The sequence below is a fragment of the Cryomorpha ignava genome, from assembly GCF_010686655.1.
Lineage (GTDB): Bacteria > Bacteroidota > Bacteroidia > Flavobacteriales_D > Cryomorphaceae > Cryomorpha > Cryomorpha ignava.
The window spans coordinates 17,223-41,434 of sequence record NZ_JAAGVY010000038.1 but is presented as its reverse complement, the minus strand read 5'-3'; the positions used below and the strand labels follow the sequence as shown (position 1 = coordinate 41,434).

The 24,212-nt window shown below is 38.1% G+C and carries 19 protein-coding genes and 1 pseudogene; 14 read left to right on the top strand and 6 right to left on the bottom strand.

Features of this window, described 5'->3' with window-relative positions:
- Positions 1 to 10 precede the first annotated feature (10 nt).
- The 7 genes and pseudogenes from G3O08_RS16175 (at position 11) to G3O08_RS16145 (ending at position 5,366) form a co-directional block, all read left to right on the top strand.
- Entirely contained in the window at positions 11 to 1,156 is a 1,146-nt protein-coding gene (locus G3O08_RS16175) for an efflux RND transporter periplasmic adaptor subunit (protein ID WP_163286457.1), read from the top strand.
- A 2-nt stretch (positions 1,157 to 1,158) separates the two neighbouring features.
- On the top strand, positions 1,159 to 1,638 hold the full coding sequence (locus tag G3O08_RS16170) for a hypothetical protein (protein WP_163286455.1): 480 nt from the start codon (positions 1,159 to 1,161) through the stop codon (positions 1,636 to 1,638).
- Positions 1,639 to 1,882: 244 nt separating this feature from the next.
- Positions 1,883 to 2,068 (top strand): hypothetical protein, encoded by a 186-nt coding sequence (locus G3O08_RS16165; RefSeq protein ID WP_163286453.1) that lies wholly within the window; start codon positions 1,883 to 1,885, stop codon positions 2,066 to 2,068.
- A complete protein-coding gene (locus G3O08_RS16160) occupies positions 2,037 to 2,918 on the top strand; it encodes a DUF2007 domain-containing protein (protein ID WP_163286451.1) in 882 nt (293 codons plus the stop codon). The genes G3O08_RS16165 and G3O08_RS16160 overlap by 32 nt, the downstream gene beginning before the upstream one ends.
- An 861-nt stretch (positions 2,919 to 3,779) precedes the next feature.
- Positions 3,780 to 4,148 (top strand): annotated as a pseudogene (locus G3O08_RS16155) (DMT family protein).
- Positions 4,149 to 4,317: 169 nt separating this feature from the next.
- Positions 4,318 to 4,674: a 6-carboxytetrahydropterin synthase QueD gene (gene queD / locus G3O08_RS16150; RefSeq protein ID WP_163286449.1), complete on the top strand. Its 357-nt coding sequence runs from the start codon at positions 4,318 to 4,320 to the stop codon at positions 4,672 to 4,674.
- Positions 4,675 to 4,796: 122 nt separating this feature from the next.
- Positions 4,797 to 5,366 carry a DUF4256 domain-containing protein gene (locus G3O08_RS16145; RefSeq protein WP_163286447.1) on the top strand — a complete coding sequence of 190 codons (570 nt, stop codon included), beginning with the start codon at positions 4,797 to 4,799 and terminating at the stop codon, positions 5,364 to 5,366.
- A 228-nt stretch (positions 5,367 to 5,594) separates the two neighbouring features.
- Here G3O08_RS16145 and G3O08_RS16140 read toward each other — a convergent pair whose 3' ends face one another.
- Positions 5,595 to 7,346, bottom strand: a complete 1,752-nt coding sequence (locus G3O08_RS16140) for an FAD/NAD(P)-binding protein (RefSeq protein ID WP_163286446.1) — start codon at positions 7,344 to 7,346, stop codon at positions 5,595 to 5,597.
- Between the two features lie 445 nt (positions 7,347 to 7,791).
- On the opposite strand from G3O08_RS16140, the gene G3O08_RS16135 reads away from it, so the two are divergent.
- Positions 7,792 to 8,664 (top strand): hypothetical protein, encoded by an 873-nt coding sequence (locus tag G3O08_RS16135; protein WP_163286444.1) that lies wholly within the window; start codon positions 7,792 to 7,794, stop codon positions 8,662 to 8,664.
- Positions 8,665 to 8,728: 64 nt separating this feature from the next.
- On the opposite strand, the gene G3O08_RS16130 is transcribed toward G3O08_RS16135, so the two are convergent.
- A complete protein-coding gene (locus G3O08_RS16130; protein WP_163286443.1) occupies positions 8,729 to 9,622 on the bottom strand; it encodes a lysophospholipid acyltransferase family protein in 894 nt (297 codons plus the stop codon).
- Positions 9,623 to 10,057: 435 nt separating this feature from the next.
- On the opposite strand from G3O08_RS16130, the gene G3O08_RS16125 reads away from it, so the two are divergent.
- The 5 genes from G3O08_RS16125 to G3O08_RS16105 all read left to right on the top strand — a co-directional run bounded on the left by G3O08_RS16125 (position 10,058) and on the right by G3O08_RS16105 (position 16,750).
- Positions 10,058 to 12,445: a tetratricopeptide repeat protein gene (locus tag G3O08_RS16125; RefSeq protein WP_163286441.1), complete on the top strand. Its 2,388-nt coding sequence runs from the start codon at positions 10,058 to 10,060 to the stop codon at positions 12,443 to 12,445.
- Between the two features lie 8 nt (positions 12,446 to 12,453).
- Positions 12,454 to 12,828 carry a response regulator gene (locus G3O08_RS16120; protein ID WP_163286440.1) on the top strand — a complete coding sequence of 125 codons (375 nt, stop codon included), beginning with the start codon at positions 12,454 to 12,456 and terminating at the stop codon, positions 12,826 to 12,828.
- A gap of 193 nt (positions 12,829 to 13,021) precedes the next feature.
- Positions 13,022 to 15,262 (top strand): tetratricopeptide repeat protein, encoded by a 2,241-nt coding sequence (locus G3O08_RS16115; RefSeq protein WP_163286438.1) that lies wholly within the window; start codon positions 13,022 to 13,024, stop codon positions 15,260 to 15,262.
- A gap of 73 nt (positions 15,263 to 15,335) precedes the next feature.
- Entirely contained in the window at positions 15,336 to 15,707 is a 372-nt protein-coding gene (locus G3O08_RS16110; RefSeq protein ID WP_163286436.1) for a response regulator, read from the top strand.
- Positions 15,707 to 16,750, top strand: a complete 1,044-nt coding sequence (locus tag G3O08_RS16105) for an adenylate/guanylate cyclase domain-containing protein (RefSeq protein WP_163286434.1) — start codon at positions 15,707 to 15,709, stop codon at positions 16,748 to 16,750. The genes G3O08_RS16110 and G3O08_RS16105 overlap by 1 nt, the downstream gene beginning before the upstream one ends.
- 54 nt (positions 16,751 to 16,804) lie before the next feature.
- Here the strand turns inward: G3O08_RS16105 and G3O08_RS16100 are convergent, their stop codons facing one another.
- Positions 16,805 to 18,370, bottom strand: a complete 1,566-nt coding sequence (locus tag G3O08_RS16100; RefSeq protein ID WP_163286432.1) for an inorganic phosphate transporter — start codon at positions 18,368 to 18,370, stop codon at positions 16,805 to 16,807.
- A 319-nt stretch (positions 18,371 to 18,689) separates the two neighbouring features.
- Here G3O08_RS16100 and G3O08_RS16095 point away from each other — a divergent pair, with 319 nt between their 5' ends.
- Positions 18,690 to 18,935 carry a hypothetical protein gene (locus tag G3O08_RS16095; protein WP_163286431.1) on the top strand — a complete coding sequence of 82 codons (246 nt, stop codon included), beginning with the start codon at positions 18,690 to 18,692 and terminating at the stop codon, positions 18,933 to 18,935.
- A 74-nt stretch (positions 18,936 to 19,009) separates the two neighbouring features.
- Here G3O08_RS16095 and G3O08_RS16090 read toward each other — a convergent pair whose 3' ends face one another.
- From G3O08_RS16090 to G3O08_RS16080, 3 genes are all read right to left on the bottom strand, one after another.
- Entirely contained in the window at positions 19,010 to 19,270 is a 261-nt protein-coding gene (locus G3O08_RS16090; RefSeq protein ID WP_163286429.1) for a hypothetical protein, read from the bottom strand.
- A gap of 19 nt (positions 19,271 to 19,289) precedes the next feature.
- Entirely contained in the window at positions 19,290 to 21,458 is a 2,169-nt protein-coding gene (locus G3O08_RS16085; RefSeq protein ID WP_163286427.1) for a DUF349 domain-containing protein, read from the bottom strand.
- A 226-nt stretch (positions 21,459 to 21,684) separates the two neighbouring features.
- A complete protein-coding gene (locus G3O08_RS16080) occupies positions 21,685 to 23,880 on the bottom strand; it encodes a SpoIIE family protein phosphatase (RefSeq protein ID WP_163286425.1) in 2,196 nt (731 codons plus the stop codon).
- Between the last annotated feature and the right edge of the window lie 332 nt (positions 23,881 to 24,212).

Genomic DNA, 24,212 nt, shown 5'->3' with positions numbered 1-24,212 from the left:
AAATACAAAGATGAAATTCTTTACGATTAGCCACTTATTCTTTGCTGCCGCTCTGACTTTAGTTTCTTGCTCATCTAATAATTCAGAGCCTATTGAAATTGCAGCAGAATCGCCCGCTGAAAGTGGCTATACATTGAGTGAAAACCAGTTTCAAACTTCGGGTATGGAATTGGGTAAAATGGAAATGAAGGAATTTCACGAAGTCGTTAAAGCCAATGGGATGTTTGATGTGCCACCAAAAAACAAGGCTTCTGTAAGTTCGTATTTTGGTGGAACGGTTAAAGACATTGAGCTTTTACCCGGAGAACACGTGAAGAAAGGGCAAACACTCTTCATTCTCGAAAACCCTGATTTTGTGCAAATGCAACAAGATTATCTGGAAGCCAAGGGCCAACTCACGTATCTAAAATCAGATTATGAAAGGCAAACAAATCTGGCAGAAGATAATGTAACGTCTCAAAAAACCTTCCTAAAAGCAGAATCTGACTATGCGGTTACCAAGGTAAAAGTAGAATCACTTGGCAAAAAGTTGTCGCTGATGAATATTAATCCGAATACATTGACTTTGGAGAATATGCGCAGCGTTATTGCAATCACTTCACCCATAGATGCTTACATAACAAAAGTCAACATTATAAGGGGAGCTTTTTTGAGCCCGGCTCAAGCGGCCATTGAGCTTGTTAATACAGACCATCTGCACTTAGAGTTAAGCGTTTTTGAAAAAGACCTTCCTAAGGTACGTGTTGGTCAGGACATTCTCTTCAGAATTCAAGAAGATAAGGGTCAGGAATATAAGGCTACTGTTCATTTGATAAACAAAACCATTGACCCCGAAAATCGAACCATTGGCATTCATGGACACTTAGTTGATGAAAAAAGCGCTGATCAATTTACGCCCGGCATGTATGTAGAAGCCACTATTTACGCTACATCAAAATCAATGGCTGCATTGCCCCAAAATGCTGTTGTGGAAATAGACGATAAGTCCTACGTTTTGGAACTTGAAAGTTCATCAAACAATGAATACGTCTTTTCACAAAAAGAAGTAAAAACGGGCGCCACAACAAGTGGCTTTATCGAAATTTTAAATGCACCAGATTTCGATAGCAACGCAGAGTTTCTTACAAATGGTGCATTTAACTTAATAACAGAATAATCATGAACGAAGCACATTTACACCTTGTCGTAAATCACATGCCGATTGTTGGTGTGTTGATTGGAATTCTTATCCTAATTACCGGACTACTTCTAAAAAGAACGGAAGTAAAACTCACTGCTCTTAGCGTACTAATTTTCAGCGCTATTGGTTCAATTTTCGCTTTTTATACAGGCGAAGGTGCCGAAGAAATAGTAGAAAACATTGCCGGAATTAGCGAATCACTTATCCATGAGCATGAAGAACTTGCAGAATCATTTTTCACGCTTACTCTTATTATGGGAGCAATTGCTTTGATTGCATTCATTGCTGAAATTAAAAAATACAAATTCTCAAAATACCTGATCATTTTTGTTCTTTTACTTGCAATTTCTGATGGGGTTTTAGCCAAATATGTGGGCACGAGTGGTGGCGAAATCCGACATACTGAAATTAGAACTGATGCCATTCAGATACCCTTAGAAAACAACGATGATGATTGAATTCCTTAAACACAGTCACGCATGATAAACTTACGATCATTTGGGAGTGCCCGCAGAGTTTACCACGCTGTGGCTTGGCTGAAAAAGCTTGATAAACTCCTGTAGTGAAGCGATATCATGATCAGAGTGAATAATATATTGTCAATTCACCAAAACTCATCTTTAGGATGTCTAATTTTTATCATTTTAAACCAGTTTCTACCCGTCCACTAAATTTTTTAAATTTGAAGAATAGAAAACCGTTATGGATAATCAAATAAGAACAGAAATAAGCCAACTAATTCAAAAGCTTCCTGAAAATCAACTGGAGTCAATTCTCGAATATTTGCGCCAGGTTGAAAAAACTTCGGCAGAACAAGTAGAAACGGCAAACTTCGTGAAGAAAATCTTCGAAGAAGATGCTGAATTACTCAAACGGTTGGCGAGGTGATAACCGATCTTCAGTGCTACCAATCAGATCAAAACTCTCAATACGTATTATCCAATGGTTTTCGATACTAAGAACACCAGCCAATGGTGCAATTTTGAGCCGAAATGGAAATGAAATAATCAATATGCAAGACTTTGTAATCATAGCAACATTTACACTTCCGACTCAAGTAGTGGTTGCAAGAAGCAAATTGGAATCTCTGGGAATTGAATGCATCACCAAGGACGAACTTACAGTACAATCCTATAATTTTATTTCGAATGCGGTTGGAGGTGTAAAACTCCTTGTTCACAAATCAAAAATTGTAGAAGCAAGGCAAATCTTGATTGAAGGTGGATTTTTAACCGAGCAAGAAAATAAACCCACAAAAGCGGACGTGTTTCTGGGCAATCCAAAAAATATTAACCGATTAAAAAAAACAGTAATCATATTCGTCTCCCTTTTGATCGGAATAGCACTTTTTCTTATGTCTTATTCAATCATTACCAGACCGAGTAAAGTTGAAATGTTAACCGGAATGGACTGGTATTTAGATCACATAGTTTACAAGGATCAATTTTATTATCCAAACACTATTGAAAGTAAAATGAGCACTGATAGTGGATTCAAAGTTGAAATAATAGGTAGAAAGGATGATTTAATAGAATTTAACCACGATGGTTCACTTGTAATTCCGGGTTTTGAATCTCGAACGATCAGGTCGAATTGGGAGATTGAAAATGACCAGCTTACTATTTTTAAGGCGGATACAATGGATGCTATTTTCAACGGAAATTATGATTTAAACTTCAGCAACAGAAAACTGGTAATAACATCTCCCAATACGTCATTTTATTGTTTTAGCTATTGAATTTCAATGAACATACCGAATCCTATTGTTTGTCCAGTATGTACTTCTAGGAATGTATCTAAGCCCAAATACAGCCAGCGCGCATTTGCAATTTCCTTTCTGCTGGTTGGATTTCCGATACCATTTTTAAGTAAAACATGCCACTGTTTTGAATGTGGCACTGATTTTAGGGTGCCACGACCGGTGAAAGATTAATTATTTTCATAGTGAGTAAATTTATATTTCTGCTATAAGTTCGTTTCGTATTGGATCAATCCGGAATTCGCCAGATGCCTTTTGCAATAAATTTTATGCCTGTTTTCAACTACCTAAAACTCCAATTAGTTTTTTAAATTTGAAGAATAGAATACGGTTATGGATAATCAAATAAGAACAGAAATAGATCAACTAATCCAATAATTTATAATCATTTCTACAGTAATTCTTTCGGTCTTAAATGAATATGAGCATTTAGAGAAATATGTGCGATTCGCCATAATTCCTATTCTTATTGCTTATAGCTTTTGACAATATGTAGAGCAGAAGTTTAGGACTTCGGATAGTAAAAACAAGGATTTGGAATGATATTATAAGAAGTATGTTCTATTGTTTGTTTCAATTTACGGATATTAAAGAGAGCGTTTGGTGAGCATGGAATTGCCGCAATTCGAAATAAAAGTGATAATTCTGATCATATTGCAGCGCATAAAGGTTCGGCGCTATCAATGATTTAAATGAGCTTTACAAAGTACAGCTTTTGAGGGTTTTGAATCACAGGAAGCTGGAAGTTCTGAAATTTGCAGTCATGAAAAATTGATTTCAGTGGGTATCAAATTCGGATAGGATTCAATAATTTGGCAGCAGACAAAACTGCCCTAAAATATGAAAGCCTTTCTAACGATTCTACTCCTTATTTTAAGCAATAGCTTTATGATCATCGCCTGGTACGGTCATCTTAAATTTGCAGAATGGAAGTGGTTTAGCAAGCTGGGGCGCATCTCAATAGTGCTTATCAGCTGAGGAATTGCCTTGTTTGAATACATGTTTCAAGTTCCGGCCAATAGAATTGGTTTTCAAGGAAACGGCGGCCCATTTACGCTTATTCAACTCAAAGTAATTCAGGAGGTAATCACATTGGTGGTTTTTGCCGTTTTCACCTTGATTGTTTTTAAAACAGAAACGTTCCGCATGAATCATATAATTTCATTTATCTTTTTAATACTAGCAGTCTTTTTTATGTTCAAAAAGTAACGAGCGACTTTTATTATCCATTCTGTAAAACATTGTTTTGTAAGGCTCGCCTTTATTTTGTGAAAAGTGGGTAAAAGTACGTTGATCTCAACATTAGCGAATCGAGACTCGCGCCTCGCGACTATTTTTACTCTACCTTTGCGCATTATCGAGAAAACGCATTCCAGTAATGAAAATATTTAAAAAATTCACTTTCGATTCGGCACACTTTTTACCCAATGTTCCCGACGGACACAAGTGCAAGAATGTCCACGGACATACGTATCATTTAACTGTTTTTTTTGAAGGAGATTTAGACGATCACTTCAAATGGGTAATTGATTTTGGCGAGGTCAAAAAAGTGATTAAACCAATTATCGACAGCATAGACCACAAATTGCTAAACGAGATAGAGGGCCTTGAAAATCCTACTTGTGAGATTCTGGCAATATGGTTATGGGATAGAATAAAGACACAAATACCCGCACTTGCTACAATTAAATTATATGAAAACCCCTCGTCGGGTGTGATATACGAGGGGTCATAAAGTTTAACTGTTTCGTATTGGCACTAAATTAGTAGCTTCAACGAAGTGGCAATTTCATGGTTACTTTTTACGATATCCCTGCGCTTTTTGTAAATTTCGCAAAATAATTAATTAGTGAAACCATGTCTAAATCAAGTAAACCAGACCATTTACCCGAAGAGGCTGAACAACTAATTTCTACCCTTAAATCGCGGTTTGAGAAAAATATGAACCGCCATATAGGACTTGACTGGGTTAAAATAGAATCGAAACTCAAATCAAATGACGAAAAGCTGGGCGCGCTTTACGAAATGGAACATAGCGGGGGAGAACCTGATGTGGTAGGAGTCGAGTCAAAAACGGGCGAATATTTGTTTTACGATTGCTCTACTGAAAGTCCAAAAGAGCGCCGCAGCATTTGCTACGACAAGAAAGGGTGGGAGAGTAGGAAGGAAAATCGGCCTAAAGGCAATGCTGTTGATATGGCTGCCGAAATGGGAATAGAAATCCTGACAGAAGAGGAATACAGAAACTTGCAAAAATTGGGTGATTTTGACACCAAAACTTCGAGCTGGCTCAAAACCCCCGAAGCTATTCGTAAATTCGGCGGTTCTATTTTTGGAGATAGGCGGTACCACCATGTATTTATTTACCACAATGGTGCTCAATCGTATTACGCTGGCCGCGGCTTTCGAGGGGTGGTAAGAGTTTAAATATTATTGAGAATAGCCCAAAAATCAGCGTTCGAACGTAAATTCAGGCAATTGAAATATTTCTTATTTTAAAAATCCGCTAATTAGTGTCTGTCCATAAAGTCCACTATCGGCGTTGCACTTGAATTGAAAACAGTTATTGACAAATGTCAACTCCTTGATTTTCAATTCTGCATGCGCCTTGCTATTGAACTTTATGATCCAGCCACTTGACTCTATTGACAAACTCTAATTAGTGTCTTTCGCACTTACTGGTACTTCGCTATTTCTAACCCTGTTTTTTATAAAATGCTGAACCAAAATCTCGGCTGTAGTATTGCACGCCTGCAACCCATATGAATAAGGTCTAACACCTTGAATATGTGTAAATGTGGGATCGTATATACGCGGGTTTGCCCGCCCGTCGCTTCCTATCACTCTGTATGCACTGTCCACATCAATTCCCGGAAGGGTTTTAAACCACTTTCCATTTTCCTTAAAAACGGTTTCGTCAGTGCGATCATCCTCTGCAACCACATTGGCGAAAGCCGCGCTTGAAGCTCTAACCAAACCATCTTTCACTAGCGATTGAAAGGGATAACTTTCCAAATTGATTTTTTTGTCACCTCCACATTCTATAAAAATTCTGTAATTGTAATTCGTGGTATTTTCTTCTCGCACCACAGAAATCCGGGTAGATTTTTGGTCAGTTTCTATATTTTCAATTTTTCCTTTTATCAAATCAAGCACTCCGGCATCGTGCAAAGCGAGCAGTATTTTAGCCGATTGCAAAGGCAGAGCCGCAATAACATTCAAAAGAAAAGGCATTACGCTTTCGCGGAAAAAAATCTGGTCTTCTGCCGGCAGCATTTCCATATGAAAATTCAGGGTGTACATCAAGTCGTCCATAGCCTCCTTCCAGTAAATGGGAATATCTTCATTTACGGAAGTGCTCGCCACCCGCATCTCTTCCACCATTCCTTCAAACGGATTCTCATATTCATGTCGCTCGCTCATTTTTTCAATAAAATCTGAAAACTTAAAGGTATGATCGTTAAGCCGTTCGGCCGCTTCTTCATATCCATTTGCCGAAAGGGAATCGCGCAAAACGGGTCGGCAAAGCGCATCAAAATAGTCGTCAATACGAAGCCTTCCTTCATTGTCACAAAGCTTAAGAAGACCATCTCTGGAAATGTATCTATAGATTTCGCGCATAGGGTTTTTCTGCTCGTACTGCAAGTGGGGGAGCCACCCTTCTGCTGAATGCATTTTTATTTTAAATTGAGGTGCAGATGGATGTTTTTTAAATATTATGCGATCACCTCTTTTCATAAATCTACCATGCCTATGAACCAAACTGGTTACCACATCAAAGGCGCTAAGAGATGCACCCAGCAGTCCTATTTCAAAATTGTAGAATGTCCCGGTTTGGGGCAATATTTTCTCAATTGGCCAGGGCGATTTAAAATAGCCGCTGGCTGGCTTATCTGGTTGATCAAAGTTATGGCCTGTAGAAATGAAGACATGATCAAAAACCATATTGCTTCCATCAGATGCATAAATGCGTGCCATACTTTTATTTGGCTCATCGGCAATATCTATTACTTCTATACCCGGATATTGAAAAACAAGCGTTCCCACAGACGCCATATCATCAAGTATTTTCGTGTATTGATCGTGTAAATATCTGCCCAGGGCAATTCTGCTATACACTTCATTGTCGCTTATTTGGTCTCTCTCAATTGCGAGGTCATTCAACACTTCTGCACTCTGCGCGCGCAACCACTCCGAAAATGAAGTAGTTAAAAGTGGAATTTCTTCGGAAGTGATATTTGCCAAATGATATTTATCGGTATAAATTGGATTGTAAGGCATACCCATTCCCATTAGCGATTCCTTTTCGAATATATGAATCTCACTTACGCCGTGATCTCTATACTCGGAAAGGTGTTTTAAAATATAAATCGCGGTTGCTCCGCTTCCAATTATTGCCAGCTTCATGTGCACAATTCTTTCAAAATTTAAAGACTTTTATTGAAATTTGAACCAAACCCTGAGTTCATCGGAATGAACTCAATCAATAAGTGCGCCAATAGATCGGGGTTTTCCTCCAAATAATTGTTTCTAACATGGTAATTGTTATCCCGCCGTTAATTACCGAAAGCTACTAACTTTAAGATTGATAGAGAAAAGCTGTTTTGCAAATTCGGAAATAAGTTTTATCAGAGCCTTCTTACAAGTAATGATGGAGATGGATGGTAAAACATACGCATTTAATTTTCGATATCTATTTATATAATAGCTAATTATGCATGAGATGAAGGATTGCCCTGAACAAACGAAAGACATAAAATCTGACTTGGCAGACTAGGAAAAAAAGATTTCAAATGAGGGTAATTTGAAACTTAATTGTTCTTGCTAGGAACTTTAACCCATCTCTACGACTATGAAATCAGTACTTTATTCAACCCTGGCTTATGCTTTTTTTCTATTGACGACAATAGACTCCTACAGCCAAAACACAAATGCATCAACTCCTCGCATAGCGGTTTCAGAGGTTACCATAATGGGCGGTGTTATGAGCCTGCCATCTTATGGCAACACAATTACCATGTTTAAAACACTTGCTCCAAATTCAGATATTCTCGCTGGAGATTTGAGTAAATACTCCAATTCATTTGAACCTACAAACCACGCCTTAGGCGTTTTTAATACCTATGTGTCTCTACAATTTAATGGGAAAGACGGTGCTGAAAAACGAAACCCTCTCTTGCGTCTTGGTATTACTTATCAGGGTGGACAGCGCTTAACTAAAAATCTAAAATTTGAAACGAGAACGCCTTATGACACATTGGTTTCCAGCCAAACAGGAACTAACACCTACATCGATTCTATCTACACCAGCACAATTGAAATGCGTTATCGTACTTCGCAGGTATTAGCCGATGTGGCTGTGATATGGCGTACCAACCCAGAATTTCTATGGAGTTTGTATGGTGGTTTGGGCTTTGCCGGCGGAATTTCTTTAGATAATAGAACAACCGTTACTCGCACAGAGAGTAATAACACTTCAAACGGTCGCGGAAATTACTATCCCAACGAAGGCAATAATGAGATAATAAAAAATGACAATGGGTACAGCGCATTGGCTTATTTGCCTTTGGGAGTGGGCGTGGGAATGGGCAGAACCGGATTTTGGAAAACCCTCCTTTTTGTGATTGAAATGCGACCTGGAATTAGCATAATGTCCATTCCGGAATTGGAGACAAATGTTACTGCTGTATTTCCTGTAAGCTTTGGCTGGAAGGTATCTTGGTAGAACGTATTGTTTATCGAAACGTGGGACTAATTATTTTTCGCTCAACTTTTGTGCAAGCGCCGGTTTACATTTCTAATTTTTCCACATCTTTTCGCTTGTGCTTCCACCGCTTATGGCTCCAAAGCCAAAAGGCTGGTTCTGCCTGAATGCGTTTTTCAAGCGCGCGAACGTGCATCTCGGTAATGGCATAATCAGGAAACTCGCGCGGGTTTTTGGCAAGCACCTCAAAGATTATTTCGTAATGCCCCCGCTTTACTTTTCGAATATCAAAGAACACCACGGCCATATTGAGCTTTCTGGCAATTTGCTCTGCACCGAGAAACACGGGAGTTTCTTGATTTAAAAAAGTAGTCCAGTATTTTATCTTTCCACGGTGTGGGCTCTGATCTGCCAAAAAATAGGTCATAGTAGTCTCTCCGGCATTGGCTTCTAAAAGCAATTTCCGAAAGCTCTCTGCAGTGGTCATCATATTTACACCAAACTTTGAGCGAAGCCTGTTAATCAGGTCATTAAAATACTTGTTGTTTTGAGGGAGGTGAATAGCCCAGACCTTGTGATCTACGTATTGGGGTAGGAGAGAGAGGTATTCCCAGTTTCCGTAATGCCCCAAAATGCCTACTACACCTTTTCCTTCAGCATACAATTCATTTAGCACTTCGGGGTTTTTAAAATGATAATATTTCGCCATGTGCTTGGCATCGCGGTGCAGCGGATACATCCATTCAATAAAGCTATCGCAAAGGTGTAGATAAAACTTTCGCTCAATACGGCGCAATTCACTTCTATCCTTTTCAGGAAAACTGTTTCGCAAATTTTCACGCACTACATCTTTTCTGTAACCAACGAAGTAGTAAATCAAAACAAAAAGGAAATCAGAAAAAATAAAAAGCATCCGCAGTGGAAGCCAGGTTATAAGCCATAAAAATGAATAGGCCAGATAGTAAACAACGCGATCCATAGAGTCTGCTAAATTAGGTAAAAGTTAGGATTGAAAAGAAATGATTAAATCGGGGTTATGGTGATGCAGTTGCAAATACTTTTTGCGAAAGCAGAAAAATTACCGCTTAATAAACCGCTTATATAGAATTCTTATCACCATTTATAACAGGCAACCGGACTCTTGGGTAAATATTTCAGCCTTTTGGGTAAGTATTTATATGTCTTCGTCCTCAGTAATGTAGATTTACTGAATAAAGACTTAGATTTACCTAATTCAACGGACGGATCTATGATTGAGCTGCTTGTTTAGAACTGCAAACTTGAAAATCAAACTTGGGAAAACGCTTTTTTACGGCAATTTTGATGAAGTATTCAAGTCCCGTTTTTGGGTTTATTAAAGTGATATAAATATTCAATGATTGGATATTCCGAGTTAGATCAGAAACCGGGTAGTATGAAAAGAATATTACTGACAGTATTGATTAGTTTATTTGTTAGCGGTTTTGTTATTGCGCAACCGGTAGTAGATGCTGTGCGAGATATTGGGTTTTTGAAAAATCAATTGATACGCGCAAAGCACGACACTACACGAATCATTTTGATGAATGATCTCTCAACGGCTTATGTAAGCAATGCTCAATCTGACAGTGCTGAAAAATATGCTTTATCGGCCATTGAGCTGACCAATAAGTGCTTGAGTAAGAATGTAAAACCTGCTATTGCTGAAATATATGAGATACAAAAGGCAAAAGCCACCGAAAATCTTGGTGTTTCCTTGTATTTTAAAAATACGAATCATGCACTTGATACCCTTCAGGTCGCTTTAGAATTGTGGAAGAAAACCGGAAATAAATCTGGTGTCGCATCAGTTTATTCGTCTATTGCTGAAGTATATAGTGCGCAATATCTCCACAGTGAAGCTCTTGATAACTACAAAAAAAGTCTTGACCTCTTTAGGCAAATCGGAGATCGCAAACAGGTAGCAAGGGCTTGGCTTCATATCGGATTCGAAAATCGCTACACCGGAAACTATGGTGATGCGCTTGAGAGTAATGCAAAGGCCTTGCGGATAGCCAGAGAAATTAAAGACACATTAACAATTACGGACGCTCTGCTCGCCAATGGGTTTAATTATTTGCTTGTAGAAAAATATGCCGACGCCCTCCAAAATCAGCAAAATGCGTTAGTGGTTTTTCGGTCCATGCGTGATTCTGCCGGGATAGCCACGACCTACAATGATATTGGGGTAACATACATGTTCTCGGGAAAGCTTGATGAAGCTCTGAAAAATCATCAAGCGGCACTATCTATACGGCTAAATTTAAATGAGATGTCTTCAATTGGGAATTCATATGGCTACATATCTAATATTCTAGTTAAACAAAAAAAACTGGATGAAGCACTTGTCAATAGTTCGGAAGCGCTGAAGTACGCAAAACTTGAAAACGACGTCAGGTATGTACTAGATGCCTATTTACTAAATGGTAATATAAATGCAGAGTTGAAAAACTTTGATACAGCTTTATCAAACTATGCAACAGCACTTAAAATTAGCGAAGAGAATAACAACCGCGCATACCAGGCTATGGCGCAAACCCAAATTGCAGGAGTACTAAGATTGCAGGGAAAGAACAAGGAATCTCTGGCCGCAATAAGAAGTGCAGAAGGCCTGCCAGCAGAAACAGATTATAAGATAAGGAGAAGTGTTTACAGCGAAATGTCAAAGAGCTATGTAGCAAATGGCGATTATCAAAATGCTTTTGAAGCTGAGGTCAACTATCAGCAAATGAATGACTCTGTGGTGAGTGCAGAGAAAATAGAAAAGGTTACCAAGCTCACACAACAGTTGGTTTTTGAAAATAAACGGGCTCTTCAGAAGGCAAGTCAAGATAAACAACTTTCGCTTCAGGAAGCCCAGATAAAGCGCGAAAAATTAATTCGAAATATAAGTTTCTCGGGGCTAGCGATTGTTTTGGCATTTGCACTTGTCTTTTTCTGGCGTTTTAGAGACAAGCGTAAATTGAATATTGCATTAGAAGAATCACTGATTGACTTAAAGGCCACACAAAATCAGCTTATTCAATCAGAAAAAATGGCATCGCTTGGCGAACTCACCGCAGGTATTGCACATGAAATTAAAAATCCTTTAAATTTTGTGGTTAATTTCAGCGAATTAAACAATGAATTGTTTCTAGAGATGAATCAAGAAATAGATAATGGTGATTTGGTGGAAGTAAGGGTCTTTGCAAACGATATAAAGGAAAATTTAGAGAAAATAGCATACCACGGAAAGCGTGCTGATGCCATTGTAAGAGGAATGCTCCAACACAGCCGATCTAGTATCGAGATAAAGGAGCCAACAGACATCAATGCACTCTGCGATGAGTATTTACGGCTCACTTACCACGGATTGCGCGCAAAGGATAAATCATTTAATGCCAAGCTGATATCCAACTTTGATGAATCTATCGGTATGATAAATATTATACCACAAGATATCGGTCGTGTCATTTTAAATTTATTGACAAATGCCTTCTACTCGTGCAATAAGAAAAAAGAATCTCAGCTTGTAGAAGGCGCTTACGAACCCGAAGTGGCCATTTCTACAGTGAACATCGGACAATTTATAGAGATTTCTGTAAAAGATAATGGAGGTGGAATTCCGGCAGCTGTTGTTGATAAAATATTCCAGCCATTTTATACTACCAAACCTACCGGAGAGGGCACCGGGCTAGGATTGAGCATGAGCTACGAAACCATAACAAAAGGCCACAATGGCGAGCTAAAAGTAGAAACTGAAGAAAATAAAGGAACAAATTTTATTATTAGAATCCCTAAATAACCAAAATCATGAACATATTAGTTGTAGATGACGAACGCGATGTAAAGGCACTTTTTGAACAGCGATTCAGAAAAGAAATACGCAGCGGCGAGCACAATTTTGTCTTTGCCTTTTCAGGAAAAGAGGCATTGGAAATCTTAAGTGAAATGGATCAGAAAGCTGTTTTAATTCTTTCGGATATCAATATGCCCGGAATGAGTGGTTTGGAATTACTGGCCACAATTAAGAAAAGTTACCGAAAGCCACCACCTGTTGTTATGATGATTACCGCTTATGGCGATGAAGAGAACTACAATACAGCAACAAGGCTCGGGGCAGATGATTTTTTGACAAAACCACTCGACTTCAAACTCTTAAAATCGAAATTAGCAACCATATCATGACTTTTGAAATACGACTTGTAAATGCCGAATCAGATATGGAAGATCGCACAAAGCAAAAATATTTGAAGAATCTCTCACAACCTTGCTTAAATAATATAACGCGAAATGCAGTGAATCAGAATTTTTTTATATCTTCAAAAGATATAAATACCGATACCCTAATTTTAAAGATCACCCCTTTAAGCTACCAACCATGCGTGCGCTATTCAAATCATTAATCATTCTTGCTTGTGGTCTTTTTTTTAACCACCTTAGCGCTCAACCTCAAGCTGTTAAGGACAAGTACCAACAGCTACTTAAAGAAGCGAAATCTGAAAATGAACGTATTGATGTAGTAAACTTCATGGTTGATTATTTAAAGGCTATAAATGTCGACTCGTCTTTAGCTCTTGCACTGGTTAATATTGAAGATGCCAAAAAAGCAGGGTACTTGAAGGGCGAGTATTGGGCTACGAAGTATGCATCTACAAGCCTTATTAACAAAGGTGCGTATGTATCTGCAAAAAAATATCTCAATGAGGCTTCTGAAATTGCTAATCAATTTGGTGATTCAGCTTTAATATCAAATTATTTTTCGGGCATGGGTATGTACTACGGTGTGCAGAGCATGTACGATTCGTCGGCAGTTTACTACAAAAAGTCCATTGCTATTGATGAAGCTCGCAAAGGAGACAAAATATCGCCTGCATATGAAATGCTCGCCATATCTTATCAAATGCAATCTGATTTTGCGCAGGCTATTTTTTATCAGCAAAAAGCGCTGAATAATGCAGAGAATCTCAAAAATGACCGCGATAAGGCCAACATTCTTGTAAATATGGGTAATACCTATCGGAATATTGGAGATACAGTAAGATCTGAACAGGCTTTTCTAGAGGCCATAGAACTTGCAAAAGAGCTAAATGAGAAAAGGATTGAAATGTATGGTTATTCTAATATAGCCAACCTTTATTTTGAAAACAAAAAGTATGATAAAGCTTACGCAAATTCAATGTTAGCTGTAGAAATGGCTGAACAAGCCGGCGAAGTGAGTATAGGAGCTGCCAGCTTGTCAAAGGCAGCGCAGGCCAGAATGATGCAATTAAAATATCGTGAGGCTGAAGACCTGGCAATTCTCTCAATTTCTTTGGCAGACAGCTCTCACCAGCCTTTAACGATTTATCAAACGCTTTCGACCCTCGGGAATATCTATGTTGCTCAGGAAAAATATAAAAAAGCCATTCCAATATTGAAAAGAAGCCTTGAAAGTAAAAAAGAAGCAGGATTCTACGATACAGGTTTGGCGCAACTTTACAAAGATCTTTCGCTTAGTTATGAGAAAACCGGCCGCTATGATGAAGCACTTTTAAATTATAAGATAGGTGTTCAAATAGTCGATTCTGTAAGAAGAAATGAAAATATTAGAAAAGCCACAGAGCTTACAATGACTTATGATTTTGATAAGGAAAAGGCTGCGAATCAGGTCATTCAGGCAAAAAAAGATGCGGCGGAAAAAACCCGGCAGCTTTTACTTGGCAGCGGTTTATTGATTGCCCTTATCATCGCCACAGGCGGTTGGATTTCGTACCGAAATAAGCAAAAAGCAAATTCCTTGCTCGAACAGCGGAAAAATGAGCTGGAAAGTACGCTTACTAAACTCAAAAAAACCCAGACCCAGCTTATACAAAGTGAAAAAATGGCAAGCCTTGGTGAGCTAACAGCAGGTATTGCGCATGAAATTCAGAATCCGCTCAACTTTGTCAACAATTTTTCGGAATTAAGCAACGAACTGATAGATGAATTAGAAGAAGAACGAGCAAAAGACGTAAAGGAAAAAGATGATTCCCTTATCTCTGAACTACTCGGTGAGATAAAACAAAACTTGACGAAAATTCATCATCACGGTCAGCGTGCCGATGGAATCGTAAAAGGAATGCTTCAGCATAGCCGCAAAAATACCGGAGAAAAATTTCCCACCGATGTCAATAAACTTACTGACGAATTCCTTAGATTGGCTTATCACGGATTTCGGGCTAAGGATAAACAATTTAATGCACAGCTTCAAACTGATTTTGACCCCGGATTGAACATTCTAAAGTTGGTGCCAGAAGATATAGGTCGTGTATTACTCAATTTAATGACAAATGCATTTTACGCAATAAACCAGAAAAAGCAAATGAATTCAACCGACTATGAGCCTACAATATGGGTTTCGACAAAGCTATCGGGAGAAAAAATTTGTATTTCTGTTCGCGATAATGGAAATGGTATTTCCGAAAATGCTTTAGGTAAAATATTCCAGCCTTTTTTTACAACCAAACCTACGGGAGAAGGCACCGGACTTGGCTTGAGCATGAGTTACGACATTGTTAAATCTCACGGTGGTGAGTTGAAAGTTGAAACAGAAGAAGGTGAAGGAACTACCTTTACGATAGAACTATCAGATTTTGATTAGCATGTATAGTATAGGGCAAAAAGATGATTCAAATATTAGAATTGAAGTTAGAAACTATTAAATAACCAAAATCATGAAAATATTAGTTGTAGATGACGAGCAAGATGTAAAAGCTCTTTTTGAACAGCGATTCAGAAAAGAAATACGTAGTGGTGAGCACAATTTTGTCTTTGCCTTTTCGGGAAAAGCAGCCTTAGAAACCCTAAGCGAGATGGAGCATGAAGCAGTGCTTATTCTTTCGGATATTAATATGCCCGGAATGAGTGGTCTGGAATTGCTGGACACCATCAAGAAAAATTACCAAAAGCCTCCGCCGGTTGTTATGATGATTACCGCTTATGGGGATGAAGAAAATTATAATACCGCAACACGGCTTGGCGCGGATGATTTTTTGACAAAACCACTTGACTTCAAACTTTTAAAAACAAAATTAATGACCCTATAATGACTTCCAAAATACTCGTAGTAGATGATGAAACCGATTTGGAAGTACTCATCAAGCAAAAATTCCGCAAGGAAATTCGCCAACGTGATTATGAATTTTTATTTGCCGTAAATGGTAAGGAAGCCCTCAGGGTATTATCGGCTTCACCAGATATTGATATTGTATTGAGCGATATCAATATGCCCGAAATGGATGGGTTGACTTTGCTGACCAAGATTCAGGAATTTAGCCCGTTAATAAAATCTGTAATCGTGTCGGCTTATGGCGATATGGACAATATTAGAACGGCCATGAATAGAGGAGCATTTGATTTCATAACCAAGCCTATCAACTTTGTAGATCTATCGCTTACAATGGAAAAAACTTTAAAGCATGCGCGGTACCTCAGGGAAACCCTTCAAGCCATAAAAGAAAATAATATTCTCAAAATGTATGTAGATGAAAATGTTCTCAATTTTATGGGTAGTCAAGAGTACGAAAATACTATCATGGCCAATGAAACGATAGAAGGAACAGTGATATTTATTGATATTTGCGGATTTACAGCTATTAGTGAAGCAGCTTCTCCAAATACGGTAGTATCAATGATAAATACCTATTTCGATGAAATGGTAAAAGAGATCACAGCACAGAATGGCTATGTAGATAAGTTTATTGGCGATGCAATAATGGCTGTTTTTCGCGGCGAGTATCATCTTGATCGGGCAATTGATGCTGCGCTTGCCGTGAGAAATAAAATTAATCAACTTCCCGCTTTAGACAATGATTTTCAATACAAACCCAAAGTGTCTATAGGCATTAAAAGCGGTGAGATGATATGTGGAAATATTGGATCTTCTACTTTAAAGCGGCTAGATTACACCGTAATAGGCGATACAGTAAATACCGCTGCACGATTGCAAGACGGGGCAAAGCCAAATCAAATAGTAGTTTGTGAAGAATGCTACCAAAAAGTTAAGGAATCGTTTAAATTTAATAACCTGGGTAAAATAGAATTGAAGAATAAGGCAAATCCTGTTGAGATTTATGAGGTTTTAGAGTAGGAAAAATCTCACAATTCAAATATGCTTAACTCTCAAAAGAGCTGTTACACAAAATTACCTCTTTGCCTTTTTATAGAATGTCTGCGGAAAATTGCTTCTAATAAGAACGATTAACGCGACTATAAACAGACTCAGTGCAACCCATGGCCCGCCAGTATAGATGAGAAGAGCCATCAGTCCGGCGGCAGTAAAAGCACCGGCAGCCGTCATAAACCATCCACCAACTACGTTTAGAACCCCTGCTACGCGATGAGGGGCACTGCCAGAACCCCAGGCTCTATCTGCAAGCGAAGAACCCATAGCAACCATAAAAGAAACATAAGTGGTTGATAATGGTAGCTTTAATGATGAAGCAAATGCAATTAGCACACTAGCCACCATTAAGTTCACGCTTGCACGAACAAGGTCAAATGCCGGTTTATCTGTTTCAGTAATTGGCGAAAGCCTAAACCTGCGATTGATATATACATTAGTCCTTCTTGAGATTACTTTTTGGACTGCAGTGCCTATTTTGCTAGAGGCTTTTACAATGGCGTGCGACAAAAAATTGGGTTTAAATCGTTCAGCAACATCATGTTGAGAGCTAAGTTTGAGTTCGGTATCCGTTACCTTTTTGGCTTTTGAAGAAAACCATAACGTAAGAACCATGATAAGTCCTGCAATATAAAGCATAGGACCCGGCGTCTTAACCGAGTCAGCGAGTGCCGACATATTAAACTCAGCCGCACTGAGTCCCGAGGCTTGCCATAGGTCGTAAGAAAGAAAACCGGTAATCGGTACGCCAATAAAGTTTACAAGGTCGTTACCGGCAAAAGCCATTGCCAAAGAAAATGTACCTAGTAAAACTACAATTTTCAGCGGATTGACATTTAGAAATTTTTGAAGCAAATAAGTAAGTAGGGTAGCGAAAGTGAAGGTAAATACCATAATTAAAAGCCCGTTATCAGAGACCTCTTTAGCAAACGAATCGGGAATAAAAGCCGCTCCTTTTAAGCCCTTTACCAATAAAAAAAAGATAATGATTGAGATTGCCATACCGGCAAAAGGTGGTCCGTATCTCTTAATTCTGTCCTTAATATGAAAAGTAAAAAGCATACGGCTAAGCCATTGTACGCTTCCACCAATGCTAAAAGCCACACCAATGGACACGAATATACCAATGATGATTTCGGTTGCCTTCTGGTAATTTATTACATCAAATATGCTTAAGCCAGCCTTTGTCTCATTATTAGCTATCACCAGCAATCCAGTTACAACAGAGGCGCCGAGCAATTCGAAGACTATCGACACGGTGGTGCTTGTAGGAAGTCCCAGAGAGTTAAATAAGTCTAGAATGAGAATGTCAGTTATCATTACGGCCATAAAAATGACCATGATATCTTCAAAAGAAAAGTGCTCTGGATTGAAAATTCCTTTCCGGGCTATCTCCATCATTCCACTTGAGAAGGCTGCACCAATGAAAACTCCGAGAGCAGCAATAGTAAAAATAGTTTTGCGCGATGCCACTTTTGAACCAATGGCAGAGTTGAGAAAGTTTACAGCATCGTTGCTAACACCTACAACCAAATCGGCAACGGCAAGAATTAATAAGGCAATAACCAAAAAAAAGTAAGGATCCATCAGATGACCAGAAAAATTTTCAATATTAAAATAGGATTATTCGCTTTTTCAATAGTAAAATAAAGACTTTTAAAAATGGCTGATCAATCTGAAATACAAATTCTTTAAAGTTGCAATGGTACGTAAAAAAACTGTATTACTATCTTAGGATAAGGTTAAGGATATATTAAGATCAACATTGATTTTAACCTTTAAGAAATATCTTGATTCTGAACCTATTGGATTTTTAAATGGCACAAAACATTATTCCCAACTAATTTTCGTCGTAGCCTAATTGACTTTTATCGAAAATAAATGTAGATTTGTAGAAACAAAGGCTATGACTATAACAGATTTTAATTTACTCAGCTTTGATGGAAAAGCATCTCTGCTAAATAAGTACGGTAAGTATTTAGACAATCGAAATTCAAAGCATGGCACAAAATTAATGATCTACGACTTGTTTGGATTTTACGTAGAGGTGAGTTATCGTTTTGATCAAAGAGTACAATACATTCGCGCAGTGAATAATATTTTTGAGAGTAACACGCTCCTTGATAGTATTAAAGTGCTTCACTTAAATTGAGTGCAAATCCACTAATCACATCATCAGCGAAACCTGGTATTCAGAAAATAACAGTAAAAAACGAGCTTCGATTCTTATCTTTCGTTTAGATTGGGGGTCTTTACGGTATCGTCAATAACAACCACAGTACGCGTGTCGAAGTACCATTTTTCCACTTTCTGGGTTTTGTTTAAATCGGCATTATATACGGATCCTCCGTTCTGAATACTATCTGGCGCTCCAAGCGCTAATGTCAAATCGCTTATAGGCATACCTTCATAAACCATAGGCCGCTTCTTTCTTTTCTCGGGTTCAGAAAAATTACAAGCCTGAAGACTTACAAAAAGGATTAGCAATAGTCCGGAGCTTAAACGTTTAAGCATCTCTAAGCATCGATAATCGTTCTTTAAGAATATCAATTTCATCTTTTACTTTATCGATTTTCAGCTCTACTTCATGTTTTAGCTTCTCGGCACCTTTTGAATTAGCAAAGAAACCAATGTTATTTTCAAGCTGAATGGCTTCTGTATTGAGTTTAGAAATCTTGTTTCGGATATTATCTTGTTCTTTGCGAATCAAATAATCATTCTTGTCATTGTCTTTAATGTCCTCGAGTTTTTGCTCAAACCGAATTTTTTCTTTCTCCTTCCTATCTATTTTCAAAAGACCATATTTCTCATCTAATATCCGCTTATATTCCTTGTTCACCTTGTCTTTAGCCTTATAAGGAACGTGACCTATACCGCGCCATTTTTCAGAAAATTCCTTTAAGGTGTCTATATTCTTGTTTCGGTCAGCACCGGGTTCAAAGGCAGCCAACTCTTCTAATAAAGCATTTTTGGCTTTGTGGTTTTCTTCAAATTCTGATGATTCCTCTGATTTATGCGCTTTCCTTTTTTGAAAAAAATGGTCGCAGTATTCTCTGAATTTACGCCACATTTTATTCTCATCGCGCTGATGAGCAGGACCTATTTCCTTCCAATCTTTTTGAAGCTTTATCAATTCTGATGAGGCTTCACTCCAATCTTCACTGTCTTTGAGCTCCTCAGCTCGGGAAAGCAACTGCATTTTTCGCTTTTTATTTGCATCCTGTTCGTCCCTTATTTCTTTATAGTAGGCGCGTTTATTTTCAAAAAACTGATCAGACGTTTTTCTGAATTCCTTCCAGATAGATGTTTTATCTTTGGGAACGTAGCCTATCATTTTCCATTCTTTTTGAATTTCAATAATCTCGGCTGTTTTTTCCTGCCATTTTTTATTCGATTTTAAGTCGAGACTCACTAAGTGCTTTACTCTGCTTAGTAATTCTTCCTTTATCTCATAATTCTTAATTTGCTGTTCCCTTCTCTGGTTGTAGAAATCCTGTACTTTTTTGTAAACGTCTCGGGTTAAATCCCAGAATTCATCTTTAATCTTGTCCCATTGTTCTTTATAAGTAGGCCCTATTTCATTCCATCTATCCTGATTAAGACGAACTTCCACTTCCATACGTCTAATGTCATTGATATCTACCAATTTCCTTTGGTCTTCAAGGACCAATAGTTTTTGTTCCAGATTGTGTTTAAGATCAAGCTCTTTTAGCTCTTTGTATATATTGATATTGTAAAAGAATTTCTCAGCGTGCTTATTATATTCAGCATTCAGCTCGCGGTATGCATCATTGCTTACTTTTGGCAGACTTTTCCACTTTTCCTGAATAGCATTGAAACCATTAAATGCCTTCGAAATATTCTCTTCGTTTTCTACAAGTAAGCCAAGCTCTTGCAATAAGTGTTTGGCTGTTTTTACGGTATCTTCTTCTTCACGTTTTTTAAGTCCCTTCTGCTTTTCTGTTTTTTCTTTAAACTGTGCTGTTAGTTCTTTAAAGCGCTGCATAGCTTCATCTATCCCCACATTATCAGTTGTTTGGGCCACCGATTCAACCTTACTGTCATCCTCACTATCGTCTTCATCCATAGCAGTAGGTTCTTCAGCCCCCTCTTTAGTCACAACAACTTCTGGCTTACTTTTTTCGCTTTCGGCCTGCTGCGCTTTTTCAGTTATTCCTTCATTTTCATTTTGAGCAACTTCAAGATCAGTTTTTTCAGCGGCAGATTCATCTTTCATATTTGCCGCCGTTTTTAAAGTTTCGGTATGGTCTGATTTCACATCATCGCTTTCAGCTTGTTGTGCTTTTTCGTCTATGCCTTCCTTATGATCAATAGCTTCAATAGTAGGAGTTGCTGCTGTGTCAGAAACTTCAACAGCCCGCGTCTTCTGTTCATTGGTTTCGGCCTGTTGTGCTTTTTCGTCTATACTTTCAGTATCTTCTTTTTTATCACTGCTTTCCGTATCAGTTTTCACTTCAACCCGTTCCACGTGAGCATTCACTTCATCATCATGCTCATCGTCTTCATGATCTTCTTCAGATTCATCAATATCTGAAATACCATGCGCAGCCAGGCTTCTGAACTGGGCACTCAATTGTTTGAATTCTTTTTGTACACTCAAAACATTTTCAGTTTGGAGCAGGATTTCAAGCTTATTTAAAATTTCTGATTTCATAAATTTCAGTTTCTGGCTTTGTTCTTACTTTTAAAAACAAAGGTTACGGTTCAAAAGTAGTGTTTTTAACATGAGTCGTTGGATATTTTGCTATTCATAAGAATTTACGCAGTGCTGCAATTGAGAGCTACGTATTCTTTTAAATCCAAAATAATTCAGAACTCATTTTTAAAAAAGGGAAATTACAAATTTGTATTTAAATTATAGCTGTTTTGCATTATTTTCGTTAAAATTTAATTCCAATCATCGATACGTCGTCAATTTGTTCATACTGCCCGCGCCATTCTTCAAATGCTTGATTAAAGATATGAGATTGCGCCTGCATGCTGTATTTGTGACTTGTAACGAGTAATTCCTGCAATCGTCTCGAAAGGAATTTTTTATTGTTCTCTCCTCCAAATTGATCCTGAAAACCATCACTAGTCAGATAAATAGAATCACCCTGGCCATAGCTAAAGGTGTGATTGGTAAATTTCCGGTTGCTGTCGTGGTGAAGCCCTCCAATAGGCTGTCTATCACCTTTGTAAGTGTTTAACTTCCGGTTTATCCAATACACTTGCTGGTAGGCACCGGCAAAAGTAATTGTTCGGCTTTGCAGATTTATTCTAAGAACACTAACATCCATACCATCGCTAGATTTTTCCAAAGTTTTTTGTCGGAGCGATTTTATGATTTCCTTATTGAGAATCTCCAGTATTTGAGCGGGATCAGTACATTCTTCACCTTCCACAATTTCGTTTAGAAGACTGTGGCCTACAATAGACATCATTGCACCCGGTACGCCATGTCCGGTGCAATCGGCCAATGCCAGAAGATACTCTTTTTGAGGCACTGTTTCGTATATCCAAAAAAAGTCGCCACTTACAATATCCTTTGGTTTGCTCAAGGCAAATGAATTCTTAAAAAATTGTCTAATATGATCTTCGTCTGGCAAAATCGCCTCTTGTATTTTTCTGGCGTAATTTATACTGTCTGTAATACTTAGGTTATCCTGTTCGAGCTGCAAGGCTTTTTTGCGATTTTCCTTTTCGGTAATTTGAACTTCCGTAATATCCTCCCCATAAATATTTACGTAGTCTTTTTCCTTCACCGGAAAAAAGCGCAAGTTGTAAATGCGGTTATTACACTCCAGGTTAATGAATTTCTCGGCATTTTCTAAAGTCGTTTGCCGTATAATCTCTAGAATAGATTTCTTGGTAATAACCTCATTTACATGGCTTTTCCATAGGTGAAGAATAGATTCGCTCGCTTCGTTGGCATAAAGCACAAGGCCATTATTTTTAATCCGAATCAATGGGCGGGTTTGTTCTTCAGTAAAGTTTGCCAGATTTGCAATTTCTTTTTCGGCAAGTTTTAAACGCGTAATGTCGGCATCAATAAATAGAAGTTTCTGAACCTCACCTTCATTATCAATAATAGGTGTAACTGTGGTGCTGGCCCAAAATTCACTACCATCTTGGTTGTAGCTTTTGGCTTCATAAACCACCTTTGATTTAGTCATTACTGCCTCGTCTATTACCGATTGAATTTTTGGATAATGGCTCACCTCCGCGAGTTCTTTGCCCACAAACGACTCGAGCTCTGCACCGCTGTAATTGTTCTTTTCATGATAACTCTCATTCAGCCATTCAATTCGGCCATTTTTATCGGCAAGCAAAATCAGATTTTCGCTTTTCTTCAATACAAATGATAACTGTTCAAGCTCCTCATTTCGCTTTTCGGCTAAGCTTATATATTCCTTAAGTTCTTTCCTGGCAGACACTTCGTGTTTAAATATACGCTTTAATGCGCTATGACCCAATAAGCCAATTATCAGAAGTGCGATAATTGATATAATAGCCCGATGATAAAATACAGATTTGGCTTCTGCAATATTGTTACCAATATATTCAATTGTAAATATGTATGCCGAAATATCATTGTCCGTTCTAAAATCAACCGGGTGAGCATAGAAAATACTGTTGGTATAATTGTCTGCGCCAATCCCTATTTGCACATCTTCAGTGGGATTTAAATCGATTAAATTTTGAACGAGATTACTCGCGGTAAGAGCGCTTTTTGTGCCATTCTGATCCAGAATGGTTGCATCTCCGGCTTGATGATCAACGATTAATATGGAGATGCCGCTGCTTAAATCGTTTGACGAATTAATAAGGTAGAGCACATTTGTCATCTGTCCCTTCACACTTTCGTTAAGCTGCATTCCGCCCTGATCAAAAAGAGAAGTACCTTTAATCAAATCGTACTCAAGGTACAACGATACAGATTGAATAATTCCATCAAGACGCCTGAATTCTGAATTTTCTGTGTTTTCTACCGCTTCCAGGTAAGATACAATCAGGAAGTAAGAACCCAATAAAATCATTGTAGCAATGATCAGAGAGAAAACTTTAAATGTTATTTGCGAAATTAAATGCGACACTGTAAGGGAATTCTTTGTGTAGCAATACGGTATTATTGAGGAAAGGTTAGTTCGAAGCGTTCTGAAGATGGAAAATTTTAAATTGATGAATAAAGAAGCAAGGTGAAGGATTTGATTCGCAGGCTGACGAGATAAAGCATATTGAAATGATCCCGAAAGATTACCTATCCATTCTTCCTTCAATCAATTGCAACAGAATAAGACGCAATCATTCATACCATTGCTCCCGATAGTTGAAAAATTCCCGTCATTGTTGAAAAGATAGCTCGAAAAATTCGCTGAAATGCCGTATTTTAGGCGTTTATTAGCGGAGTGAGATTATTCGCTTCACA

Excerpts from the sequence above, each read along its gene's own strand:
- G3O08_RS16145 (WP_163286447.1), top strand. The coding sequence starts at position 4,797 with ATGTCTAAATCAAGTAAACCAGACCATTTACCCGAAGAGGCTGAACAA.
- G3O08_RS16095 (WP_163286431.1), top strand. The coding sequence starts at position 18,690 with ATGACTATAACAGATTTTAATTTACTCAGCTTTGATGGAAAAGCATCT.
- G3O08_RS16130 (WP_163286443.1), bottom strand. The coding sequence starts at position 9,622 with ATGGATCGCGTTGTTTACTATCTGGCCTATTCATTTTTATGGCTTATA.
- G3O08_RS16140 (WP_163286446.1), bottom strand. The coding sequence starts at position 7,346 with ATGAAGCTGGCAATAATTGGAAGCGGAGCAACCGCGATTTATATTTTA.
- G3O08_RS16115 (WP_163286438.1), top strand. The coding sequence starts at position 13,022 with ATGCGTGCGCTATTCAAATCATTAATCATTCTTGCTTGTGGTCTTTTT.
- G3O08_RS16110 (WP_163286436.1), top strand. The coding sequence starts at position 15,336 with ATGAAAATATTAGTTGTAGATGACGAGCAAGATGTAAAAGCTCTTTTT.
- G3O08_RS16175 (WP_163286457.1), top strand. The coding sequence starts at position 11 with ATGAAATTCTTTACGATTAGCCACTTATTCTTTGCTGCCGCTCTGACT.
- G3O08_RS16135 (WP_163286444.1), top strand. The coding sequence starts at position 7,792 with ATGAAATCAGTACTTTATTCAACCCTGGCTTATGCTTTTTTTCTATTG.
- G3O08_RS16085 (WP_163286427.1), bottom strand. The coding sequence starts at position 21,458 with ATGAAATCAGAAATTTTAAATAAGCTTGAAATCCTGCTCCAAACTGAA.
- G3O08_RS16105 (WP_163286434.1), top strand. The coding sequence starts at position 15,707 with ATGACTTCCAAAATACTCGTAGTAGATGATGAAACCGATTTGGAAGTA.
- G3O08_RS16100 (WP_163286432.1), bottom strand. The coding sequence starts at position 18,370 with ATGGATCCTTACTTTTTTTTGGTTATTGCCTTATTAATTCTTGCCGTT.
- G3O08_RS16120 (WP_163286440.1), top strand. The coding sequence starts at position 12,454 with ATGAACATATTAGTTGTAGATGACGAACGCGATGTAAAGGCACTTTTT.
- G3O08_RS16125 (WP_163286441.1), top strand. The coding sequence starts at position 10,058 with ATGAAAAGAATATTACTGACAGTATTGATTAGTTTATTTGTTAGCGGT.
- G3O08_RS16165 (WP_163286453.1), top strand. The coding sequence starts at position 1,883 with ATGGATAATCAAATAAGAACAGAAATAAGCCAACTAATTCAAAAGCTT.
- queD (WP_163286449.1), top strand. The coding sequence starts at position 4,318 with ATGAAAATATTTAAAAAATTCACTTTCGATTCGGCACACTTTTTACCC.
- G3O08_RS16160 (WP_163286451.1), top strand. The coding sequence starts at position 2,037 with ATGCTGAATTACTCAAACGGTTGGCGAGGTGATAACCGATCTTCAGTG.
- G3O08_RS16170 (WP_163286455.1), top strand. The coding sequence starts at position 1,159 with ATGAACGAAGCACATTTACACCTTGTCGTAAATCACATGCCGATTGTT.